Source organism: Pseudomonas sp. MF6396, assembly GCF_002018915.1.
GTDB classification, from domain to species: Bacteria; Pseudomonadota; Gammaproteobacteria; order Pseudomonadales; family Pseudomonadaceae; genus Aquipseudomonas; species Aquipseudomonas palmensis.
Map to the genome: position 1 here is coordinate 48,787 of NZ_MVOK01000015.1, position 21,489 is coordinate 70,275.

19 protein-coding genes and 1 pseudogene are annotated in these 21,489 nt (G+C 62.5%); 13 read left to right on the forward strand and 7 right to left on the reverse strand.

Annotated elements, in window-relative coordinates; translation table 11 throughout:
• Positions 1-8 precede the first annotated feature (8 nt).
• The 5 genes from MF6396_RS16470 to betI all read left to right on the forward strand — a co-directional run bounded on the left by MF6396_RS16470 (position 9) and on the right by betI (position 6,543).
• Positions 9-1,376: an APC family permease gene (locus tag MF6396_RS16470; RefSeq protein ID WP_058540203.1), complete on the forward strand. Its 1,368-nt coding sequence runs from the start codon at positions 9-11 to the stop codon at positions 1,374-1,376.
• A gap of 158 nt (positions 1,377-1,534) precedes the next feature.
• Positions 1,535-3,031 (forward strand): aldehyde dehydrogenase family protein, encoded by a 1,497-nt coding sequence (locus MF6396_RS16475; RefSeq protein WP_078480944.1) that lies wholly within the window; start codon positions 1,535-1,537, stop codon positions 3,029-3,031.
• A gap of 10 nt (positions 3,032-3,041) precedes the next feature.
• Positions 3,042-4,226 carry an iron-containing alcohol dehydrogenase gene (locus tag MF6396_RS16480; protein ID WP_054914492.1) on the forward strand — a complete coding sequence of 395 codons (1,185 nt, stop codon included), beginning with the start codon at positions 3,042-3,044 and terminating at the stop codon, positions 4,224-4,226.
• A gap of 60 nt (positions 4,227-4,286) precedes the next feature.
• Positions 4,287-5,729: a purine-cytosine permease family protein gene (locus MF6396_RS16485; RefSeq protein ID WP_043861246.1), complete on the forward strand. Its 1,443-nt coding sequence runs from the start codon at positions 4,287-4,289 to the stop codon at positions 5,727-5,729.
• Between the two features lie 166 nt (positions 5,730-5,895).
• On the forward strand, positions 5,896-6,543 hold the full coding sequence (gene betI / locus MF6396_RS16490) for a transcriptional regulator BetI (RefSeq protein WP_052504246.1): 648 nt from the start codon (positions 5,896-5,898) through the stop codon (positions 6,541-6,543).
• 4 nt (positions 6,544-6,547) lie between these two features.
• Here the strand turns inward: betI and MF6396_RS28815 are convergent, their stop codons facing one another.
• The 3 genes from MF6396_RS28815 to MF6396_RS16500 form a co-directional block, all read right to left on the reverse strand.
• Positions 6,548-6,718, reverse strand: a complete 171-nt coding sequence (locus MF6396_RS28815) for a hypothetical protein (protein ID WP_173925048.1) — start codon at positions 6,716-6,718, stop codon at positions 6,548-6,550.
• 140 nt (positions 6,719-6,858) lie between these two features.
• On the reverse strand, positions 6,859-7,545 hold the full coding sequence (locus tag MF6396_RS16495; RefSeq protein WP_078480945.1) for a YcxB family protein: 687 nt from the start codon (positions 7,543-7,545) through the stop codon (positions 6,859-6,861).
• Positions 7,546-7,612: 67 nt separating this feature from the next.
• The gene (locus tag MF6396_RS16500) at positions 7,613-8,335 is read right to left on the reverse strand and encodes a hypothetical protein (protein WP_078480947.1); all 723 of its coding nucleotides are present in this window, start codon (positions 8,333-8,335) and stop codon (positions 7,613-7,615) included.
• A gap of 88 nt (positions 8,336-8,423) precedes the next feature.
• Here MF6396_RS16500 and MF6396_RS16505 point away from each other — a divergent pair, with 88 nt between their 5' ends.
• Complete coding sequence (locus MF6396_RS16505; RefSeq protein WP_078480948.1) at positions 8,424-9,056, forward strand: dTMP kinase; 633 nt, start codon at positions 8,424-8,426, stop codon at positions 9,054-9,056.
• A 25-nt stretch (positions 9,057-9,081) separates the two neighbouring features.
• Here MF6396_RS16505 and MF6396_RS16510 read toward each other — a convergent pair whose 3' ends face one another.
• The gene (locus MF6396_RS16510; RefSeq protein WP_054914496.1) at positions 9,082-9,297 is read right to left on the reverse strand and encodes a TIGR02450 family Trp-rich protein; all 216 of its coding nucleotides are present in this window, start codon (positions 9,295-9,297) and stop codon (positions 9,082-9,084) included.
• A gap of 133 nt (positions 9,298-9,430) precedes the next feature.
• Positions 9,431-10,741: an MFS transporter gene (locus MF6396_RS16515; protein WP_078480950.1), complete on the reverse strand. Its 1,311-nt coding sequence runs from the start codon at positions 10,739-10,741 to the stop codon at positions 9,431-9,433.
• A 261-nt stretch (positions 10,742-11,002) separates the two neighbouring features.
• On the opposite strand from MF6396_RS16515, the pseudogene MF6396_RS16520 reads away from it, so the two are divergent.
• Both MF6396_RS16520 and MF6396_RS16525 read left to right on the forward strand, forming a co-directional pair.
• A pseudogene (locus MF6396_RS16520) lies at positions 11,003-11,966 on the forward strand (GNAT family N-acetyltransferase).
• A gap of 74 nt (positions 11,967-12,040) precedes the next feature.
• Complete coding sequence (locus MF6396_RS16525; protein ID WP_078480951.1) at positions 12,041-12,526, forward strand: hypothetical protein; 486 nt, start codon at positions 12,041-12,043, stop codon at positions 12,524-12,526.
• A gap of 38 nt (positions 12,527-12,564) precedes the next feature.
• Here the strand turns inward: MF6396_RS16525 and MF6396_RS16530 are convergent, their stop codons facing one another.
• Both MF6396_RS16530 and MF6396_RS16535 read right to left on the reverse strand, forming a co-directional pair.
• Positions 12,565-13,128, reverse strand: coding sequence for a hypothetical protein (locus tag MF6396_RS16530; protein ID WP_078480952.1), 564 nt, complete (start codon positions 13,126-13,128; stop codon positions 12,565-12,567).
• A gap of 69 nt (positions 13,129-13,197) precedes the next feature.
• Entirely contained in the window at positions 13,198-14,289 is a 1,092-nt protein-coding gene (locus MF6396_RS16535; protein ID WP_102063812.1) for a site-specific integrase, read from the reverse strand.
• 92 nt (positions 14,290-14,381) lie between these two features.
• Here MF6396_RS16535 and MF6396_RS16540 point away from each other — a divergent pair, with 92 nt between their 5' ends.
• From MF6396_RS16540 to MF6396_RS16560, 5 genes are all read left to right on the forward strand, one after another.
• Positions 14,382-15,374: a DNA-binding protein gene (locus MF6396_RS16540; protein ID WP_078480956.1), complete on the forward strand. Its 993-nt coding sequence runs from the start codon at positions 14,382-14,384 to the stop codon at positions 15,372-15,374.
• Between the two features lie 271 nt (positions 15,375-15,645).
• Positions 15,646-16,881, forward strand: coding sequence for a Druantia anti-phage system protein DruA (locus MF6396_RS16545; RefSeq protein ID WP_078480957.1), 1,236 nt, complete (start codon positions 15,646-15,648; stop codon positions 16,879-16,881).
• Positions 16,882-16,898: 17 nt separating this feature from the next.
• Complete coding sequence (locus MF6396_RS16550; protein WP_153046095.1) at positions 16,899-18,563, forward strand: hypothetical protein; 1,665 nt, start codon at positions 16,899-16,901, stop codon at positions 18,561-18,563.
• Positions 18,560-20,452, forward strand: a complete 1,893-nt coding sequence (locus MF6396_RS16555; RefSeq protein WP_078480960.1) for a hypothetical protein — start codon at positions 18,560-18,562, stop codon at positions 20,450-20,452. The genes MF6396_RS16550 and MF6396_RS16555 overlap by 4 nt, the downstream gene beginning before the upstream one ends.
• A 158-nt stretch (positions 20,453-20,610) precedes the next feature.
• The gene (locus MF6396_RS16560; protein ID WP_078480961.1) at positions 20,611-21,480 is read left to right on the forward strand and encodes a hypothetical protein; all 870 of its coding nucleotides are present in this window, start codon (positions 20,611-20,613) and stop codon (positions 21,478-21,480) included.
• Positions 21,481-21,489 lie beyond the last annotated feature (9 nt).

Below are 21,489 nucleotides of genomic sequence, written 5' to 3' on the forward strand. Positions count from 1 at the left end.
GATTGCCCATGTCGATTGCCAATGCGTCAGACACCCCCAGTACACAAGACCCGGAGCAGGCAGGGCTCAAACGGGTACTGAGCTTTTCCGATGTGCTCGCCTACGGCCTGCTGTATTTCGTGCCCATCGCCCCGGTCAGCGTGTTCGGGCTTATCTACAACACCTCCGCCGGCATGGTGGCGCTGGTGTACCTGGTGGCCGCCGTCGCGATGATCTTCAGCGCCATCAGCTACAGCCAGATGGCCAGGAAGATCCCCCTGGCCGGCTCGGTCTATTCCTATGTCACCCACGGCACCAACAGCAGCCTGGGCTTCGTGGCCGGCTGGGCGATTCTGCTCGATTACCTGCTGCTGCCGGCACTGCTGGCGGTGCTGGGGGCGGCGGCGCTGTCGGCGCAGTTCCCGCAGGTGCCGACCACGGTGTGGCTGGTCACCTTCGTTGCGGTGCCCACGGCGGTCAACCTGATGGGCATCGAGATGAATGCCAGGTTGAGCAAGGTGCTGCTGCTGATCCAGCTGGTGGTGCTGTTTCTGTTCGCCGCCTTCGCCACCTCTCGCATCATCGAACTCAAGCCGACCCTGGAGCACTTCATCGCGCCATTCTACAACCGCTCCGACTTTTCCATGGCCATGGTGTTCGCCGCCGTACCGATTGCAGCCCTCAGCTACATCGGATTCGACGCGGTGTCGACCCTGAACGAAGAGGCCAAGGGGGGCGGGGAGACGGTCTCCAGAGCCACGATGATGCTGCTGATGCTGGTCACGGTGCTGTTCGTGGGGCAGGTGTACCTGGCGGCAGTGTTCGTGCCGCTGGGCACGGTGTACCAGGGCGCCGCTGCCGACACCGCGTTCTATACCCTCAGTGCCGAGATCGTCGGGGCCTGGTTTCTGCCGGTGATCACCCTGACCAGCGGCATCATCGCGCTGATGGCCAACACCCTGGTGTCCCAGGCGACCACGGCGCGGGTGCTGTTCAGCATGTCGCGGGACAAGCGCCTGCCCGCGTACCTGAGCCGCATCAGTGCCCGCACCAACGTGCCTGCCAACGCCATCGTCACGGTTGCGCTGGTTTCGTTCGTGGTGGCGTTCGCCGGGGCCGGCTACCTGGATGTGATGGTGACCCTGGTCACGTTCGGCGCGCTGACCGCCTACATCCTGTTGCACGTGTCGGTGATGATCTACTTCAGGAAGATCGGCCAGGCGCAGCTGTTCAGCCATGGGGTGTCCCCGGTGCTGGGCGTGCTGCTGTTGAGCTATGCGCTGTGGAGCACCAACGTGCACGCCAAGGTGCTGGGCGCCGCCTGGATGCTCGGCGGCCTGCTGATTGCCTGGGTGATGCGCCGGCGGGGGGCGCCCTCGCTGACCTGGACGGACTGACTGCACGCTGCTGCCCATGCATCGCCTGGAACAATGCCCGCTCATGCGGGCATTTTTTATTGAAAATAAGTTCAGTAACGGCCTTGATCGTTATTGAAGATATTTTCAGTATCGCCTAGGATTGCCCCAGCCTGACAAGAACAAGACGGGGTATTGCAGTGACACGATTCAAAGACAGGGCCTATTGGCTCGACAAGGCAGCAACGTTGCCGCTGGAGGGCAGGGCATTCATCGACGGGCGCTATGTGGACGCGCAAGACGGGGCGACCTTCTGCACCCGCAGCCCGGTTGACGACGCCGTGCTCGCGGCGGTGGCCCAGTGCGCGAAGGCCGATGTGGACCTGGCCGTGGCTGCTGCGCGGCGCAGCTTCGAGGCCGGCGTGTGGAGCGAGCTGGCGGCCCGCGAGCGCAAGGCGGTGCTGCTAAGGTGGGCCGCACTGCTCGAGGCGCATACCGACGAGCTGGCGCTGCTGGAGACCCTGGACAGCGGCAAGCCGATTGCCGATACCATTGGTGCCGACCTGCCGGGCACGATCTACTGCCTGCGCTGGTTTGCCGAACTGATCGACAAGGTGCACGGCGAGGTGCCGGCCACCGACCCGCAGTTCTTCGGCACCGTGACCCAGCAGCCGCTGGGCGTGGTGGCGGCGGTGGTGCCCTGGAACTACCCGCTGCTGATGGCCGCCTGGAAGTTCGCCCCGGCCCTGGCAGCCGGCAACAGCGTGCTGCTCAAGCCGTCGGAGAAAACCCCGTTGAGCGCCTTGCGCATCGCCGCCCTGGCGATGGAAGCGGGTGTTCCGGCTGGGGTGTTCAACGTGCTCCCCGGTGATGGCGCGGTAGGGCGCGAGCTGAGCCTGCATGGCGACGTCGACTGTATCGCCTTCACCGGCTCCGGCGCGGTGGGGCGGCAGATCGCGCAGAACGCCGCCGCCTCCAATCTCAAGCGTGTATGGCTGGAGCTGGGCGGCAAGTCGGCCAATATCGTCATGGCCGATTGCGCGGATATCACCCAGGCCGCGCAGTCGGCAGCAGCGGCGATCTTCGCCAACATGGGCCAGGTATGCAGCGCCGGGTCGCGTCTGCTGGTGCAGCGCTCGGTGATCGAGCCGCTGCTGCGCGAACTGCTCGTGGCCACCGACAGCTATTACCCGGGGCACCCGCTGGACCCGGCCAGCGTCACGGGTGCGATCATCGACGCGGTGCAGTTCGAGCGCGTCCAGCGCTACATCGAAACAGGCCGGCACGAGGCGCAGTTGCTCAAGGGCGGCCAGGCGCTCTCGCCGGTGGGGGCAGGCGCCTACCTGGAGCCGACGATCTTCCTTGCCCCGGACGCAACCGCGCGTATCGCCAACGAGGAAATCTTCGGCCCGGTGCTGGTGGTGATTCCCTTCGACACCCTCGATGAGGCCATCGCTATCGCCAACCAGACCGAGTTCGGCCTGGCGGCGGCGGTGTGGTCATCCGACCTTGGAACCATTCACCGCGCCACCCGCCAGCTCAGGGCCGACACGGTGTGGGTCAACTGCTATGACGAACTGGTGGACATGAACTTCCCGTTTGGCGGGTTCAAGGAGTCCGGCAATGGCCGGGACAATTCGGCCCATGCGCTGGGCAAGTACACCGAATTGAAATCCACCATCCTGCGCTGCCGTTGAGGTCAACCCCATGCAAAACACGCTTTCAGCCTTGAACCCGCAACAATGGACCGTGCCACTGCCCATCGAGTACGGCCCGGGTGCGCGTCATCACCTGGCCAGGCTGTGCCGGGACTTCAACATCAGCCGACCGATCATCATCACCGATCAGGGCTCGCTGCGCCTGCCCTTCGTGGATGAACTGCAGCGCAGCCTGACCGAGGCGGGGCTTGCCTGCGGCCTGTACGGCGGCATCGAGCCCAACCCCACCGACCAGTCGGTACTGGCCGGTGCCGCAGCCTATCGGGCCTGGGGCGCCGACGGCATCATCGCGCTGGGGGGCGGCAGTGGCCTGGACGGCGGCAAGGCGGTGGCCCTGGTCGCCCGTCAGCAGCGCAGCGAGCTGTGGGCCTTCGACTTCGACAAGCCGGTGCCGGCAGGTTTCAGTGCGGCGGACTTTGCGCCGGTGATCGCGATTCCCACCACCGCCGGCACCGGCGCCGAAACCGAGAGCACCGCGATGCTCACCGACACCGGGCGCGGCATCAAGGGCTGCGTGTGGCACCCACGGGCGCGCCCGGCGGCGGTGATCCTGGACCCGGAGCTGACCCAGAGCCTGCCGGCCAACCTGACCGCATGGACCGGGTGCGATGCGATCATCCATGCCCTGGAAGCCTACTTCGTGCCCAGCTTCAACCCGCTCAGCGATGGCGCCGCGTTGCAGGCATTGACGCTGCTGTGGGGCTCGATCGACACCGCCGTCGAACGCGGTCACGACCTGGAGGCGCGGGGCAACATGCTGATCGGCTCGTGCCTGGCCGGCGTGGCGTTTCTCAAGGGCCTGGGGCTGGTGCACGCACTGAGCCATATGGTGGGCGCCACCTACAACACCCACCATGGGTTGACCAACGCGGTCATCCTGCCGGTGGTGCTGCGCTACAACCAGGCGCAGATCACCCCGCGCCTGATGCCGGTGGCGCAGGCCCTGGGCTTGCCGGACGCCGAGTTCGAGACCTTCTACAACGCCGTGTGCGCCTTGCTCGACCGCCTGGAAATTCCCAGGTCGCTGGCCGAGCTCGGGGTCCGCCAGGCCGATGTAGGCGCCGTGGCACGCAAGGCCATGGGCGACCCGGCGCGGCTGACCAACCCGCGCGACAGCACCCAGGCGCAACTGGAGGCGCTGTTGACCCAGGCGATCAACCACGCCCGGGACTGATGAACCCGCTGTTTTCCGCTTAGCCGTGCAACCAGACCAATAAAAAAAGGTGCAACTGCCATGTCTGCCTCCCACTCGGCGTCCAAGGGACGCCTGAACCTTGAAACACGCTCCATCGATTACGTCCCGCTCGCAGAGCGCCACGGCAAGGCGTGGCACCTGTGGCCCATCTGGTTCTGCGGGGAAGCGCACCTGACCACCCTGGCGGTGGGCATCATCGGGGTCGGCATGGGCGCCAACCTGTTCTGGTCGGCGGTGGCGATCTTCCTGGGCTGCGCCTTCGGCACGCTGTTCATGGCCGGCCATTCCACCCAGGGCCCGCAGATGGGCCTGCCGCAACTGATCCAGTCGCGCCCGCAGTTCGGCTACCTGGGCGCGTTGCTGGTGTATGTGGTGGCCATCGCCACCTACGTGGGCTACAACGCCTTCAACCAGTTGCTGGTGGGCCAGACGCTGCACGAACTGTTCGACGTTCCCGAAAACGGCTCGGCCATCGCCTTCTCGCTGCTGGCGATCGTCATGGCGATTGCCGGCTACAACACCTTCCACAAGGTGCAGCGGCTGCTGGCGTTCGTGCTGATCGCGGTGATGCTGGTGTTCACCGTGGGGCTGTTCTTCTTCGTCAAGCTGCCAGCCGATCAGCTGAGCGTCTCGGACTTCAAGGCAACGCCGTTCCTGGCGCAGTTCTTCGTGGCCGCCGCGTATCAGCTGAGCTGGGCGATCTACGTGTCGGACTACTCGCGCTACCTGCCGGCCAACGTCAGCGTGCGCTCGTCGTTCTGGTGGACCTACATGGGCGCGATGATCGGCGGGGTGTGGATGATGCTGATCGGCGCCCTGGCCGCGGCACTGAGCCCGGGGCAGAACCTGGCCAAGGGCCTGGTGATGCTGGGCAACACACTGTTCGGCGGCTTCGGCGAATGCCTGCTGATCCTGGCGGTGCTGAGCCTGGTGACCAGCGCGGCGCAGAACTTCTACGGCGCCTCGATCACCTTGCTGAGTATCGCCGACACGGTGAAGACCCAGACCTCCACCTTGTTCAAGCGCATCGTCTCGATGTTGCTGGTGGGCGGGACCGCGATCGCCATCGCGATGACCGCCTCGGACAACTTCGTGAAGGACTTCGGCGACTTCCTGGCCATCCTGCTGTACCTGTTCACTCCGTGGACGGCGATCAACCTGGTGGACTTCTACAAGGTACGCCACGGCAAGTTTTCGATTACCGAGATCTTCAAGCCCAACGGGATCTACGGGCGCTGGAACTGGCGCGGCATCGGCGCCTACGTGGCAGGCTTCGTGGCCATGCTGCCGTTCTCCAGCACCGGGCTGTATACCGGCTACGTGACCACGCTGCTCGATGGCGCCGACATCAGCATGCTGGTGGGTCTGGTGGTGTCGGCGCTGGTCTACGGGTGGCTGTGCCGCACCCAGGACATCGCGGCGGAGCTGTCGCGCATCGATGAACTGGACAAGGACCTGGAGCGCGGCCTGAGCGCCAACTGAGCCTGTCGACGATTGCCCCGGCGTGCGCGACGCACGCCGGGGCAATCGCCATTTCCTGTCACTTGCCCGGGCAAAAGTTGCTAAATTGTCGCCTCGCTTGGCGACTGAGATGTAGCCGCTGTCCGGAGACCGGGGCCATGCCCCGCAGTGCACAGGTTGTTGACGTATGAGCAGTGAGCCCGAAGTAACCCAACCCAGGAAGCGTCGAACCCGCATCGACCCCGAGACGCGCCGCAAGGCCATCATCGAGGCGACGATGCAGTGCATCACCCGCTATGGCCACAGTGGCAGTACCCTGGAGCGCATCTGCGCGCAGGCCGGGGTGTCCATCGGGCTGATCGGCCATCACTTTTCCAGCAAGGAAGAGCTGATGCTGTCGACCTACCAGGAACTCACCGACCAGCTGCGCGAAGAAACCCGCAAGTACCTGGCGGTGCAGGGCGGCACCCCCGAGGACCGTCTGCTGGCGATCATCCGCTCCTCGTTTCGCGGGCAGATCTTCAACGAGTTCATCCTCACCACCTGGCTGGGGTTCTGGGGGGCGGCGGTATCGTCGGAGCAGCTGCGCGCCTTGAACAAGAAGCTCTATGCCGACTATCGCAAGGAACTGGAGTCGGTGTTCAAGGCCATCGGCAAGGCACAGGGCACGCAGATAGACGCCAAAAGCGCGGCGTTGACCATCACCGCGCTGATCGACGGCTTCTGGCTGGAATGGGCGCTCGACCACAAGGCCTTCAGTTCGAAGAAGGCCGAGAAGTGCTGCATTGTCACGGCGCAGATGTTCGTCAAGGGCGCCGAACCGCTGCAGCCTTGAACGGCTAGGCGAGAAACTCCGGCTCGGCGGGGGGCGCCTGCGGGGTGTCCTCGCGGATGCTGATGTACAGCGCCGCACCGCACACGCCCACCAGCCCCACGCTGGCGATCACGATCTCGCCCAGCAGCATTCCCACGATCAGCAACAGCAGGCTAAGCCGGCAGAACAGGGTCATGGCTGTCTCCTTGGCAGTTGGATTGTTGTGCGGCCTACCTTATACGTTCGCCGTGGCTGCATGCAGCACCGGCGCGTTGCCATGGCATTGCTTCCCTGTGCTTTGGCCGAATTACCACCTGCGCCCAGGCCGGCCGAGGGCTACTTCGGGGTTGATGGGCAAGACGTGGCCGGGGCGCTAGCCGTGACCGGGCAGTGGCTCAGAAACGCCTGCAGACCTTGCTGATAGTCGTCCGCCGGCATCAGCTCGCTGTGCCTGGCAATCAGGCAGGCCATGCCCTTGGCGCGCATGTCTGCGCTCGCCACGTGGTAGAAATCCGGCGTTTCCAGCAGGTGTACGACTTGCTCCCAGGCCAGGACCGTCTTGCCGCCCCGGGCCTTGTCCAGCGTGAAGCCCTGATCATCGAAGCTCAGCTTGTACGTGTCCTGGGCCGATTTCAGGGGTGCCCGAAGCCTGGCCTCGATCAGGCGCTGGTTGAGCCCGCGTACCGGTGCCCGGGGCTTGGCGTGGTTGGCGGCGATCCGCGCTTGCAGGTGGCCGACCCAGCGCCCGGAAAAGCGCCACCACAGCGGGATGAACACCAGTGCGAACAGCAGCAGGGCGATGGCTTTCTCCGGGGTGATGCGTCGCTCCGGGAGATACACCGCCAGCAGGGCGCCGATCAGGCACAGGGCGAACATCAGCGGGCCGATCAGGCGGCTCTGCCACCTGGCGAAGGTGGCCAGGGCGCGGGCCTGTTGCGCGTCCTGCTTGAGCAGTTCCTGCTTCAGCGCTTCGGCGATCAAGGACTGGAGGTGGTCGGGGGTGATGCGGTAGTGCAGTTCCATGAGGGGGAATCCGAGGTCCGTCGGGGAGGGCGGCAGTCTACCGGCTTGCGCGCTGCAGGGGCGCAGCTCAGGCGGGAAACTGCGCCATGTGCCGCTCCACCCACGCGTACAGCTGCTCGTCGAGCTGCGTGCGCTGCTGGTTGAAGCGGGTTTGGCAGGCGTCGAAGAGCGGGTCATGCTGGATCCGTATGGCCAGCTCGACGTGGTGTTCATCGGCATGGGCCTGGCGCAGGTGCTGCTGGCGCTGATCGGCCTGCTCCAGTGTGTGCGCCAGGGCATCGAGCTGCAGGTGCCTGAGTTGGGCGATGGCCTGGGGCAGGTGAAAGTGCAGGGCACTGTCAAAGCCTTCCCATTGCTCGAAGGCCAGCCATTCGTGGATCACCATGAAGCAGCGCAGCGCCGGGGGCAGTTGATCCAGGCGCTCGAAATCCAGCCAGTACTGGCGGGGCAGCTGTCCGGCGGTTTCGATGGCCTGGGCGATCAGGTCCAGGGCGCGCGGCTTGTCCTGGTGATGGTGGCGCAGAATGCGCTGGGTCAGGGTGAAACGCGCTTCGTCCAGGGCGGTCAAGGCGCGGCTCAGGTCGTAGCCCGCACTGTGCAGGTACTGGCGGGCCTGGTGGTGTGGCAGCCCGGATTTTTCCATCAGCACCTGCAGCAGTTCGGCCTTGTACAGCTCGGCGGCCTGCTGCGGGTTGCCGGCGCAGCGTTGCAGCAGGGCCCGGGCGTGGCGCAGGCCGATGGGCAGGGCGCGGCGCAGTTGCGCAAGGGCCTGGGTGAGTGTCGGGTCCATTGACGGAGGTGCCTCGGTGTCTGCTGGGGAGCGGGTGTGCAAGAATGCCGGCTCATGACTGATGGACACAACCAGAGGCGCAACAACAATGAACCGTCCGCTTTTCGTTTCTCTGGATGGCCCCAAGGGAACCGGCAAGACCACGCTGCTGGAAGCCGTGACCCAGGCACTGCGGGCGGACGGCAGAAAGGTGGTCCGGCTGTCCGAGAAAAACAGCGACCCCGGCCGGGGCGAGACGATGGCGCTCGTCAACGCACTGGTCAGAAACCCCAGCCGGTCGCTGGAGTGGGCGGTTTGCGAACGCCTTGCCGACAGCCGGGCCTGGATTTCCCGGCAGGTGCTGACCAGGCAGCCGCCCAACAGCATCATCCTGATCGACCGCTGGTATCCATCGGATGCGGCGTTTCGCCGGATAGTGCCGTTTGCCGAGATTCTGCGGTTGAACCTCGAGCGCGAGGTGAGTGTGCCGGACCTGCACGTCGGGGTGGTTACCAGCCCGCAGATTTCGTGGGCGAGGGCGGCGGCCAGAACGCGAGGGCTGGGCAGTACCGTGATGTTCAGCCTGGAGGAGCAGGTTGCTGCCACGCAGGCATTCGAGCAGGCGGTTGCGGATAACGGGTGGGTGCTGTGCCGTAATGAAGGCACGGTTGAGGAGGCGGTGAGGCAACTGGTTTGCGAGATCCATGCTGCCAGTCAAAGGATTCACAAGGCGATCGGTTGATCGTCCCATACCCAGAATGTGCCGTTCAGCACCATCCGATTTTCCAGCGCTGGCTATCCCTGAGTTCCTGCCAGTCGAGCAGTTGTTTTCGCCCGCTGTGCACGGCCTGCAGTTCGATCTGCAGGGGTGTGCCGTGCTCATCGCAAATCAACTCGGTGACCAGGAAGTGCTTTTCACGGTTGACCGGCTGGCAGGCGGTCCACTTTGACAGCCCAAGCTTTCGTGGATTGAAACGGTTCATGCGTCCTCCGGCAGTTTCGAGCAGATTGCGAGTTGCCCAAGAGGCTGTCGACTGCTGAAGCAGTGCCTCTCGACCCAAGGTGAACGCTCGATCAACGCGTTCGGGGTCTCGGGACGCTCCACTGTAGCCTCTTTCAACCAGGCTCGCAGTGTGGCGCGGGCTTGGGGGCGGCCTGGCCGTTGACCGCATCGGGCATCGGCGGGTGATCCTGCACGGCCTGCATCAGGTCTTCTGTCAGGCGCAACTCGGCACCGGTAGGCGAAAAGGTTGCCGAGGCCGTGAACGGCGCAGGATTGACCGGTACCGGGCGCTTGCCGCGACGCCAGACGAAAAACGTCACCATGCTCAGGTTGACCACCGCGAAGGCCCAGAACAGCCCGTTTTCGCCCAGCGATGTCATGACCGGCGAGATCATCAGCGGGCTCATGGCAGAGCCCAGCGAGTTGATCAGCAGCAGGCCCTGAATCATGGGTACCAGCGCCTCGGGCGACGCGCGGTCTGCTGCATGGCTGACCGCTACCGGGTAGAGCGCGAACACGCCGCCGCCCAGCAGGAACAGCAGTGCGGCCAGCAGCGTCGCGGACAGCGGCAGCAGTACCACGGCCAGCGACAGCACGCTGCATACCGCCGCCAGCCCGGTCAGTACTTCCAGGCGGTCCCTGCGGTCGGACCAGCGCCCTACGGGATACTGCAGCAGCATTGCCCCGAGAATCGTCCAGGCCATCAGGCTGCCGACTTCGCCGATATCGTGGCCGATACGCTGCAGGTACAGCGGAAGCAACGAATACACGGCGGCAATGGCCACCCCTGAGCCAAAGCAACCCACCAAGCCGGTAGGCGTCACCCCCAGCAGCTGTCGTGGTTTGAGCGGCTCGACCTGGTCGAGCAGCGGCGACACCCGCGGCAGGATCACGATCGGCAGCACCGACAAGGACGCGAGCATGCCGGCGACCATGAATGGCGCCGTGTCGCCCCAACCGGTGATCTCGCCCAGGGTTGCCTGGCCCAGCACGCCAGCGCCGTACAGGGCGATCATGTAGAGCGCTAGCAGGCGCCCGCGGATCTTTGCGTCACCGGCCAGCAGCAGCCAGCTTTCAATGACCAGAAACACGCCGACGGTGGCCCAGCCGTTGATCAGGCGCAGCACGAACCAGCCCCAGGTGTCATAGAACATGCCCTGCAGCAGGATGGTGACGCCAATCAGCGAGGCGAAGCTGCTGTAGGCACGGATATGGCCGATCCGCAGGATCAGCCGGTCGTTGAACAGGGCGCCTAGCGTAAGGCCGATGAAGTAGGCCGAGGCGACGATACCGATCATCGTGGCCGATTCCCCGGCTTCGCCCAGGCGCAACGTGGTCAAGGACGACAAGGCACCATTGCCCAGGGCGATGATGAACAGGCCCAGCAGGGGCGCCAGCGCCATGGCCAGCAAACGCGGAGACATAAAAACCTCGAGTGACCTGCTGCACGGCGCCTTCGGGCAGTACGCGCGATGTATCGAACGGCAGGAAAGGGCCAGCCAGGGCAGGGCGATGCCCCCTGCAGACTGTAGAAAAGGAGGCGAGATTTTAAGCATTGCGCGGCATTTGCCAAGTCACTTTGCTGCGACGTTGGGACGCAGGCGGTGAGGGGGGGAGGAAAGTGCGCAACCTGTTCGCCATTCTGGCGTTATGTCTTAAGATGGCCGGTTGCCGAAAGAACCGTCATGGCAATCGCCATGAAGGGCTTTCATCCTTTGCATATCAAGTGTGGTGAAGATGAACAGGCCTTTCATTTCGCTGTGCCCTGAAATTACCCGGGCACATGCGCTGACGTTGATGGACTGGTTGGAAGACGAACGTGTTACCTGCTATCTGAGTGATTCGCGTGATGTTTCTCGCTCCATCGAACAAGCCATCGATCGGACTCAATTGCCGATCCTGACCCATCTATTCAATCGGGGCGGCCGATTCTTCATGGCCTATGACCGGCATGACGCCCCCGTCGGCTTTGTCCGCCTCGTCAAGACTGGCTCCAACTGCGAGATCGTCCTGGTCATCGGAGACAGCGACAAGTGGGGCCGAAACCTTGGCGCCCGTACGATTCGCGAAGGCATGAAACTGGCCTTCCTCGACATGCGGGCCAAGAAGCTCATCGCCAAGATCCACCCGGACAACACGCGCTCGCTGAAAGCCTTTGTACGCAGCGGCTTTGTGCTGGAGAGCGAAACCCCGACATTGAAGTCATTTGCCATGACGATGGGGCGCTACCTCACGTTCTTGCGCGAAGGTGCCGTGGGTGACTCCACCGGGATCTACATCACAGAAATCGACAAGGCCAGGCTCGAGGGCCTGATCGCGCTAGAGGAAGGCCCGACCGTGGTGGAACTCGAGCATGAGCTCGAGCGGGCCATCGTCGTGAAGCCGCAGCAGGTGGCGCGCAATGTCGTCACGATGAACTCCAGGGCCTTGTTGCAGCTGGACGACGAGGAGATCGAAGTGGCGTTGGTCTACCCCGAAGACGCGGACAGCAGCACCGGCAAGCATTCGGTGTGTTCCGACATCGGCGCCGCGATCCTGGGCTATCAGGAGGGGGACGCCATCGACTGGCGAATCGCTGATCGAACCCGCCGGATCGAGATCCGGAAGGTGCTCTATCAGCCCGAGGCTGCGGGGCATTTCCACCTGTAGCTGCACTTTCAGTGGATGGTGGCTATACAGTGGCTATGCTTGGCGTTTCGCAACCCGGCTCCACGAGCCACCTGATGCTCGATTCCAAGGACGGACCATGCTCGCCCATCGACCGCTATTACACTAGTCGAGATGCCGGGGTGAGTCTTCCCAAACCAGCACTGCAGCTACCCGAGTCAGTGCGTCGGGTAGTGCAGCAGGCACAGCACCGGGGGCGTCAAGGGTGGACCACGGTCTGCCTGGTATTGCTCGATATTGCCTATCATGCCGGGCAGAACTTGGACGTCGAGCTCTTTTCCTTGGCTCAGGCGGTGGCGAACAACCCCGATGATCCAGAGCAGCCACGTGGACTCGCGATCCTATCTGCGCCCTACAGCGATAATGTGGTGGGCTTCTATATTTACCCGAAAGCTCGCAGCAGTAGTTGCCATGAAGACGCGCTGGCGCTCGCTCAAGAAGCTCTGGCCGCATCGGGGAAGGCGCGCTGTGTGGTTGTTGGGCGTATGCTGGAGTCCTGGCAGACGCCCTACGCATTTACCGCGATGGTGGTGGAGGGCTGACGCTCACGAACTCCAGCCAGTAGGACCTGCACCTGCTTTTAATCACTCCCCCGAACGATGGACTGCCAGCTCGTTTCAAGGCAAGCATTGACGGTTTTCGCCAGCAGATAAGCGGAATCGGGCAGAGCACATAAAGCCGTGCCGACCAGTGTCAGCAGAGCAGCGATGATGATGGCTCCGGCCTGACCTGCCAGCGCGCGGGGCAGGGTAATTTCCTCGTGGTAGCGAATGTTGTCGAAGCACAGGCGCATGTGGGTTTTCAGGGAGGCTAGCTGAAATGCCGTACTGGCATGCTCGTCCTGTAATGCGCGCAGGTCCTGACGGAGCGAGGCCAGTTCTCGATGCTCAGGGGTTGCATAGTGCTGCAGGGCAGTGGTGTTGGTGAAGGTGGACGACTTGTTCTCAGCGATCGCTGGCGTTGGCACGAAAGTCGCCCGCATGGCCTGAATTTTTGCCGTGGCGGCCAAGCCGATGATGACCAGCGCCGAAAAAACTGCGAGGAGCAAGCCGAAGACCAGCATATGGTTAGCTTCGGCTAGGCCGAGCAGGACAAAGACTGTGGTCAAAACGAGCATGACCGTGATACCGACCGCAATTTGCATGGACCTTCCCTGTGTAGTAGTGGAGCGCGATATTAAGAGCAGTGGCAACGGAAAATCCAGGGACATGGGTTAGCCGTCCTCGACCTCGTCAGAGCTGTCCTTCTGCGGTGGGGAAGAGGCCAATAACTGACTAGCACGACTGCCCAGTAAGGACCCCGCCTGGAAATAGCCCATCACGGTGCTGACGCTACGGTGCTCGGTCATCGCCATCACCTCGCCCAGAGGCACGCCCTGGCGTCCGGCCTCGGTGACGAAGCCCGAGCGGAGGCTGTGCGCCGCCCAGTCACCGTCGAGGCCTGCCAGTGCCGCGCGACGTTTGACAATGCGCGCGATCTGGTCACCGGACATACCAGCAGCCGCGACCCGCCCCCCTTTGTACAAGCGGCGAAACAACGGACCTTTACTGGCCGGTGCTACAGCGAGCCAGGCGTTCAGCGCTTGAGCCGCCGGTCCCTGCAGCGGCTTTTCCCGCCGCACGCCGCTACTATCGGTTTTGGTTGCCACAAGTGCATATAGCCAGGTGTCGGCGTCCAGACGGCGAAGGTCTTCGATCTGCAAACCCACGATTTCCGAACGGCGCCGGCCACCGCCGCTCCAGGCCAGTAATAGCAGGGCGCGATCGCGCGTACCACGCACGCCGTCAGTGCAGGTGGCAAGCATCGCCTGCAGCGGCTCCAACACCACTGCAGTTTTCTTCCGCACGGATACGCCTTGGCGCGCCTGGGTCTTGCGTGCCTCGCGAAGAAGCGTCTTCACCGCAGGAGCCTCACTTGGGTTATCCCAGCGTCGCAGGCGATGCCATTTAGCCAAAACTGCCAAGCGATGGCTAACTGTGTTGAACGACAGTGGCCCCGGCTTGCCCTTGATCTTGGCTTCCACCAACGCGGCATCGACGGCCGGCGGCAGCAGGTGTGTCCAGTTACCAGAAGTATCGGGCCTGGCCAAATGATCGACGATGAATTGCACGGTGACCTCGGGCGGCAACGCGCCGTCGCCGAGCGAGCGGCGATAACGCAACCGCAGCCAAGCTGACCAGTAGGTAAGGGCGCTCTGGTAGCTGCGCACGGTATTGGCCGCAATGCCTCCCGCGATGAATGCCTCAGCAGCGGCGCGGGTGCTGTCGGCCAACTCTGCTAGGACCAGCGGTTGGGAGGAGGGCATCTGTACCGGCTCTGTCAATTTCATCTCGCTCAACGCTGCAATAGGTTCGGATAATCTTTTATTATCAGACCTAATGCAGCGGAGGGCAGGGCATGGCGGTAGGTGTACCGGAACACGAGGTGTTTGCCGCTGCGGACGCGGTCCTCGCCCGCGGCGAGCGGCCGACGGTGGAGCGGGTGCGTCTGGAGCTCGGCCGCGGCAGCCCGGCGCGGGTCGGCGCCTTGCTCGATCAGTGGTGGGAGCAACTGGCCGTGCGTCTGCGTGGCGAAACCCGCTTGCCCGGCTTGCCGGCGGAAGTGGCGCAGACCTTCGTGGCCGTATGGCAGCAGGCCACCCTGATGGCGCAAGGTGTCGCCGAGCAGGCCCTGGATGCCCAGCGTCAGGTGCTGGCCGAGGAGCGCGAAACGCTGGGGGCGCTGGAAGCCCGCGCCCGGCTGGAGGTGGTCCAGGCACAGCAGCAAACCGCTGAGGCCGTCACCACGCGGCAACGCGTGGAAACCCGGCTGGCCGATCTGGAACAACTGCTGGTTCAGCGCCAGGCGCAAATCGACGACCTGCGCGCGCGACGCGATGAGCTGCAGACGCAGCGTGACGAATCGCAGGCGCAGGTGGCCGAAGTCCGGCAGCAGTTGCACGACAGTCGCGAACAGGCCGAGCAGGCGCGCCTTGAGCAACAGCGCTACACCCGCGATGTCGAAGACCGCGCCTATCGCGAGATTGATCGGGCCCGCGAAGAGAGCAAGGGCCTGAGCGCCCAACTCAAGGACATCCAAGGTCAGTTGCACAGGGTGCAGCAGGCCCTGGCGCTCGCGCAGAAAGCTGTGGCCGAAGCGTGTGAACAGCGCAGCACGGCCCAAGCGCAGAGCGTGGCACTGTCCGAACAGCGGGATCAGGCACGCCTCACCGCACAGCGAGCTGGCGAGCAACACCAGGCATTACAGAGTCGTGTGCAAACCCTGCAGGGCGAGTTAGCCGATGCGCAGCACAGTGCTGTTGCGCAACAGGCGCGTGCCGACACCCTAGAGACGCAACTCACCCAATTGCGGCAGGCATGGCAAACCAAACGTCAGCGCAATCAACCCTAAACGGCGCTTGCCGAATCGAGAAGAACTTGCTCGCGAGCGGTATGCTGCTGTCATTGCAGGTGTCCCCACGATGAAGCAGTAACAGTGTTGCGCTATGAAAGCAACGGGCGAACTGGAGGGCGTGATGTCATTTTGCCGGTTCGGCTCTTCTTAAAACGCCGGGGGCGGTGTAGCATCGGACCCGATGCGGCGCCAGCCGCATGGAGCGAAACAGCAAGGCCTGCATTTCGTCCACCTCGTTGAATAGAACTCCAAGCAGGGATGCAGCAAGATGCCAACAGGCAGACCGATCATAATTGGAGTTAATCCGCGAGAAGCGAATCTCAAGCGCAAAGTGCGAGAGCATTTGCAGCAACTCGGTTTCACAAGAACCCAGGAGGGTGCCCTGTGTCCACCTGGAAAGGGTAAGGAAGCAATTCGTGCCTTGCACGGCGCCCAGCGCGAAGAGCGGCTAAACGCAAGCGATCGCTTTATCGCGCGCAGCAGTGCCAAACTGATGCCATTCTTTGCGAATGGCGGCGAGGTTGTACCCGAAAAGATTTCCCCAGTACTCGAACGCGTGTTGTCCGACACGTGGCAAAGTGAGTTGTTTCGGCTGGCGTCATTGTCGTGGTCCGTCCCGGTGTCTAACGGTTTTGGCAGGCGCCTGCGTTACCTTGTCTGGGACCAGGCGAATGGCAAGCTGATGGGGTTGATTGCCGTAGGTGATCCGGTTTTCAACCTTGGCGTCAGAGACAAATTCATCGGTTGGGACACTGCGGACAGGGCGGCCCGATTGGTCAACTTGATGGATGCCTATGTGCTTGGCGCGGTGCCACCTTACAACGCATTATTAGGCGGTAAGCTGGTTGCTTGCCTGCTCCGCAGTCGGGACATTTATGATGATTTTGCCAGTGCCTACGGCGGCTCTACGGGCATCATCTCGCAGACCGAAAAAAAAGCGCGTTTGCTGGCAGTCGTGACGACCTCGTCGATGGGGCGTTCTGCGGTTTACAACCGATTGAAACTGGATGGCACGGAGTACCTCAAGTCCATTGGCTTTACCGGTGGCTGGGGACATTTCCACATACCCGACTGGCTGTTTATTGAGCTTCGAGACTATCTCCGTGAGCTGGACCATCAGTATGCCGACCAACATGCCTTCGGCCAGGGCCCTAATTGGCGCTTGCGCACCACGCGAGCAGCACTGAAGGCACTGGGTTTCAAGGATGATCTGATGCGCCACGGTATCCAGCGTGAAGTCTTCATCAGCCAACTGGCTGGCAACGCCGCAAAACTCCTACAGGGCGGCAGTGGAAAGCCGGATACCCAATCGCTGTTGTCGGTGGGGGAAATTGGTGAGCTAGCACTGAATCGATGGGTGATTCCCCGTTCAAGGAACAGGCCCGAATTTCGCCATTGGAACTCGACAGATCTCATTGACCTGTACGGCAGCCAGGCGCGGCATTTTTCCGCCCCCAGCCACAGCGTTTTGGGTCGCACTGCATTGTCGCTTTGCGCGGTTTAATGCGAAGGGTATGAGCGATGGATTGCGCCATAGATCCGGTCACAAATAAAACGGTTACCGCCGATATCGCATTACGCACCGTTCGTTATATTTGTTCGTACTGTCGAAAGCGGGTCGGACTTCGTTCGGGGCCATCGCGAAAAAACTACTTTGCCCATTGGCGTGGTGTGTCCTCCAGTTCCTGCGCCTATTTCATGTCGGGATCGTTGAGTCACGTCAGTCAGGACAAGGTTCAACTATCGCCAACGCGACAGATGGACCTGCGCCTGCTGATCAAAAAGGGGCAGAGCGCCGGTGCGTGGTGGCTTGAATTGGTCTTGCCCCCCTGTCGAGCGTGTCATGCCTCCGTCAAGCTCGATGTCGGTGGCAGGGTACAAAAGCTCGATATGCGCGGGATGAGTTCAGGCTTTAGGGTCATGGCCGAGCCCACGAAGAACGACTACCGGATCATTTCCTTCGAAGGGAAACCGGACCCTTCGTTTGTCGCGGGCGTTGCGCGGACGTGTCCGGGTCTACCGGCACTGGGGGCGGCCGCATTCACCGCCATTGGTCGAGGCACTGAAACTGGGTTTCCCCGCGCCCAATCACTGAATCGCGGCGAAACCTACGCCCTGTTATGGGCGGCATCAGAGAACTCGCAATTCCATGAAGAACTTGTGGTGGACTGGCTTAAGCCGCGACAGGGCTGGAATTTGGCTCTGGTCAGCGTGCCAGAAGCCCCCTCAGATGCCTGCATCAGTTGGCTGGAAGCCTTTACCCAACTGAGGGTGATGCCGGCGGCACCTGCGATCACCACCATCTGGCCGTTTCTAAGTCGCAACGCGAGCATCAATACGGTTGAGTACATCGAGTGCGACGCGATCATCCTGGCTGCTCATAGGATGCCAGGTGGGCCGCATGACAGCGGGCCAACCTTACAAGCTGTCAATCAGCATGACCGCATTGCTGCAACAGCCCCTGATCGATCACCCGCGCTCTTCACCATGATACGCGCTGGAAGCGACGAATTCAGGGTCGGCAAGAGCGGCTTCCCGGATGTCGACAAGTTTTATTCAAAGAGCACATCGTTGGGACGAAGCTTTGAACACCCGACGGTGGACCTGCACTTCACTGACGAGCATGGCGAACGTCTCGTTGCCTCATTACACCGTCGGCAAATCCACTCCTATGTAATGGCCGCGCGAGCGCGGGAGCTGCATTTTGACTCCCTCACAATGCCTAGAGGAGCCAAAGGCACGCTGGAAGCTTTCTCAGCCAGTGGGCATAAGGAATACCGCCGACTGGCGTCTAGCGAGGTGTTGGCTAACCACGCACCACAGGCATGCCAATTGCCACCCGCACTCAATAGCCTGCTCCAACAATATCTCGCCGACCCGCAGTTCCAACTTTATTTGGATTTTGGCGGGTTAGGGCGGCTGGCCATCGGTGCCACCCAGCCGTTGACCAACCCCACACCCGTGTTATCGCTCGAGCGGTCCTTGCGCTTACGCCTGCTGAGCTTTCTATCCCAACTACACGTTGCTGGGGTAACCGCACTCTCTGGCAGTGATCAGGCACTGGTCAGCGCGTTTGGCGCTTCTGTGCCCAGGCCGGAATTGCTCCCTCACTACCGTCAACTGGCGGCTGCAGTGCGCGTCTGTGGATTTGACCTTCGATATTCAGGAAATGGGGTCTTGCGATGAGTTATCTGTACAGCCAAGAAGCACGAGAGCGGATTTCGGCGCTCGGAGTCACGATGATTGCCGAGTTCGTCGAAGAGGTACCCCATGCCTTTCGCAAGTCGTTCTTCGACCGTAAAACCGCAATCCCTGGGTTTAGGCGCGGATCCACGCCGGAATTCAAGGAGAAACAACGTCGCTTGATCGGGCACCTGGTGCACCCTCAGCCGGGTCAGAAAGGGGAAGCAGACTGGCAAGCGTTTGCCAGCCTTTGGGTGGCGTGGGCAACGAGCCGGTTGGACAGCGCATTTCCCACTGCAGACAAGACCTCCCCACCGGCCGATACAGGCGCTGATTTTTTCAAACGGTTAGCCGATTTGTACCCGGACGCTTCTCGGGAAACGGTCGAGCGGCTGGCCGCATACAGCTGTTTCGCCGAAGACTCGGCGATGCAGACCGTCCTGAGCAGCTTTCATCCGGCGTCCACCCTAGCCAGGGACCGGATGATCGATGGCTTGCCGGGGCGTTTAGATAAAATCGAAGGTTACTTTGAACTGGCCGAAACAGCGGCTGAAGAGACCGCTGAGCGCATTGACCAACTGGAGGGAAGTGCCGCTGCATCGACCGAAAGGCTTGAGCAACTGGCGGGTAAATTCTCTGATCTTGACCGTGATGTCGAAGCATTGCGTGTTGCATTGCTCAGTGCCACTGACCGCTGGCAGCAACTGAGCGAGCTCGCACAGTCAACGGCCGAGTCGCAGCAAGAGATGTCCGCAGCGTTGGCGCGCTCTGAGCTCCATGACGAGCACATGTCGGCAGCGGTGGACTCCCTCGCAGTTCAAGTCGCCGACCTGGCGGCTGAGCGCCCGCAGCTTTTAGCGCTTGAAGAAGCACTGAGCGCCCTCACTGGGCGAATTCCCGACTGGGAGGTCTCGGCCGTCACCCTAGCGGCGTTGCACGAACGCCTCGACAACCTTGATTTGCGGGCTACCAGTCCCCGTCACGAAACCAGTGGGCACGCACGCATACGCTTGATCGAGAACGAAGCAACCGGTCCGTTTGTTGAGGTCGGTTCTGTCGATGTTGCCTGGGAAGTCATTGCCAACAACCTTCAGGCATGCGGTGTTGTGAAGAACGATGCCAAGCGTTACGCACGGCTTATCCTGGCAGCGGTCATTGCCGGCCAGTTGATCCAGTTCAAAGGGTCAACGGCTGACTTAATGGCCGATGCCGTAGCAGCTGCCGTAGGCGGGGCGATCTTCCATGAGTGGCGGGTTCCCGTCGGGCTTCTGTCGGAGGATGCCGCGACCGACTGCCTCGAGGCCGTGAGCGAGTCGTCTGGATGCCTGTTGCTCAAGGGGGCCAACCGGTCTGCGTTTGAGGTATATGGCAGTGCCATCCGCGATCTTGTGGCGCGTCGCCAGTTCAGCCTGATGGCGGATGCGCGCCTGGTGCTGATTGCGTCATGGACTCAAGGACCTGCGGCATTCCCAGACGGTGGAACGCTGTCCGAGCTCGGGCCCGTGTTTGACACAGATGAATTCGCTATGCGCGGGTTATCCGCCCAGGTGCCGCTGATGCAGTTTGGCCACCTGGCTGCGGATGGCTGGAAAGCCTTGCACGATCCCGAGGAAGGTACGCTATTGGCGTTGCCGAGCTCGTTGAGGGAGCGCCTTAAGCAGGTGGACTTTGTTCCAGGGAATTTGTGGCTACGGGTAGCTGACCGGGCGTACGCCGAACTGCGACTCCTATCACCAGGCCCGGCGGAGCAAGCGCTTCACGCCGTGATGAAGCAGTGGGCACTGCCTTGGGCGCAATCACTTGGGGGGCCGCTCGAGGCACTTAAGGGTAGCGCCGCTGAGCTCCTGAGCGAAATTGATGCGCAGGCTGCCCAAGTGGAGCCTGTGGAGTGAAGTGGCTAGGAAGCCATCTTGATGCCGCTCGGGAAACCCTGGCAGCCGGTTTGGGCTGTACCAGTGACGGTGAAGGGTTAAGGATCGCCGCAGTAGCTGAGTGCCTGCGTGCTGCATCCTATCTGTGCTCTGCACCCCGTACTGATCGGGACGCTTGGATGCCGGCATCCACGCTCAGTTTAACGAGCCTAGTTCGTCGGCGACTGACCCCCCTGTGGCCGGCGCTCGACGACGAGCAAGCAACTGAACCAGGTGTCAAAACGATTCTGGAAGACCTTGGGGAGTTGGGGGATCTGGTCCGACTCGAAGGCGGACGTTGGCTAATCCCTCCGCCTCGGGCGATCAACCTTGGAGGCACGCTGGCCGTGATCACCGGCGGTGGGCCTGCGCAAACCTTTCCCTGGTCCATAACGATGCGCGGTACTGGAAGGCTCAGACTGGCTGAGGTTGATGCCTGCGCAGGACGTATCGACGTCTGGGAGCCACAGGAATGGATCGGCGCGCCGCTCGAAGGATTGCAGGCGTGGTCGACCCAGTTACTGACGAGCGCCAAGGCGCAACTGAAACCTGCGACGAATGCGCTTGCAAACGTTTCAATTCGCGCCAGTGGCAAATGGATGGCACTGCCTGCCTGCGCGACCGCCGAAGGTCTCTTTCTCGCCAGATGCCGTACGGGTCCACGTTTCGAGTACTTCGTGGCCCAGGTGTCGGGCGGGCATCTGCGGCAGATCACCGGAGTGCGACCGGGGCAGGCGAGGCGCTTGCAGTTTTACCTCGACGCACAAGCCGGACATCCCATGATAGTTCGAGCGTATGTGTCGCCAACACAGGTTCGGCTACGCCTGCACCGTTACTTGCCGCGGGAGGAAACACGCGCGCTGCTGCTGGGCTGGCAAATGCCGTCGCCTGGCGGCACAGGGGCGATTGATTATTCGATACCGCGTGAGATGTTTCCGCTCGTGCGCCAAGCACTTGCCGGGCTACACGTGGACGTGACTGAACGCCAGATTGCAGAGGGAAGACCGTAATGGGAGGAA

What these genes read in the sequence shown, in the direction of transcription:
- MF6396_RS16470 (WP_058540203.1), top strand. Translation starts at nt 9, where the DNA reads ATGTCGATTGCCAATGCGTCAGACACCCCCAGTACACAAGACCCGGAG.
- MF6396_RS16480 (WP_054914492.1), top strand. Translation starts at nt 3,042, where the DNA reads ATGCAAAACACGCTTTCAGCCTTGAACCCGCAACAATGGACCGTGCCA.
- MF6396_RS16485 (WP_043861246.1), top strand. Translation starts at nt 4,287, where the DNA reads ATGTCTGCCTCCCACTCGGCGTCCAAGGGACGCCTGAACCTTGAAACA.
- betI (WP_052504246.1), top strand. Translation starts at nt 5,896, where the DNA reads ATGAGCAGTGAGCCCGAAGTAACCCAACCCAGGAAGCGTCGAACCCGC.
- MF6396_RS28815 (WP_173925048.1), bottom strand. Translation starts at nt 6,718, where the DNA reads ATGACCCTGTTCTGCCGGCTTAGCCTGCTGTTGCTGATCGTGGGAATG.
- MF6396_RS16495 (WP_078480945.1), bottom strand. Translation starts at nt 7,545, where the DNA reads ATGGAACTGCACTACCGCATCACCCCCGACCACCTCCAGTCCTTGATC.
- MF6396_RS16500 (WP_078480947.1), bottom strand. Translation starts at nt 8,335, where the DNA reads ATGGACCCGACACTCACCCAGGCCCTTGCGCAACTGCGCCGCGCCCTG.
- MF6396_RS16505 (WP_078480948.1), top strand. Translation starts at nt 8,424, where the DNA reads ATGAACCGTCCGCTTTTCGTTTCTCTGGATGGCCCCAAGGGAACCGGC.
- MF6396_RS16510 (WP_054914496.1), bottom strand. Translation starts at nt 9,297, where the DNA reads ATGAACCGTTTCAATCCACGAAAGCTTGGGCTGTCAAAGTGGACCGCC.
- MF6396_RS16515 (WP_078480950.1), bottom strand. Translation starts at nt 10,741, where the DNA reads ATGTCTCCGCGTTTGCTGGCCATGGCGCTGGCGCCCCTGCTGGGCCTG.
- MF6396_RS16525 (WP_078480951.1), top strand. Translation starts at nt 12,041, where the DNA reads ATGCTCGATTCCAAGGACGGACCATGCTCGCCCATCGACCGCTATTAC.
- MF6396_RS16530 (WP_078480952.1), bottom strand. Translation starts at nt 13,128, where the DNA reads ATGCAAATTGCGGTCGGTATCACGGTCATGCTCGTTTTGACCACAGTC.
- MF6396_RS16535 (WP_102063812.1), bottom strand. Translation starts at nt 14,289, where the DNA reads ATGCCCTCCTCCCAACCGCTGGTCCTAGCAGAGTTGGCCGACAGCACC.
- MF6396_RS16540 (WP_078480956.1), top strand. Translation starts at nt 14,382, where the DNA reads ATGGCGGTAGGTGTACCGGAACACGAGGTGTTTGCCGCTGCGGACGCG.
- MF6396_RS16545 (WP_078480957.1), top strand. Translation starts at nt 15,646, where the DNA reads ATGCCAACAGGCAGACCGATCATAATTGGAGTTAATCCGCGAGAAGCG.
- MF6396_RS16550 (WP_153046095.1), top strand. Translation starts at nt 16,899, where the DNA reads ATGGATTGCGCCATAGATCCGGTCACAAATAAAACGGTTACCGCCGAT.
- MF6396_RS16555 (WP_078480960.1), top strand. Translation starts at nt 18,560, where the DNA reads ATGAGTTATCTGTACAGCCAAGAAGCACGAGAGCGGATTTCGGCGCTC.
- MF6396_RS16560 (WP_078480961.1), top strand. Translation starts at nt 20,611, where the DNA reads ATGCCGGCATCCACGCTCAGTTTAACGAGCCTAGTTCGTCGGCGACTG.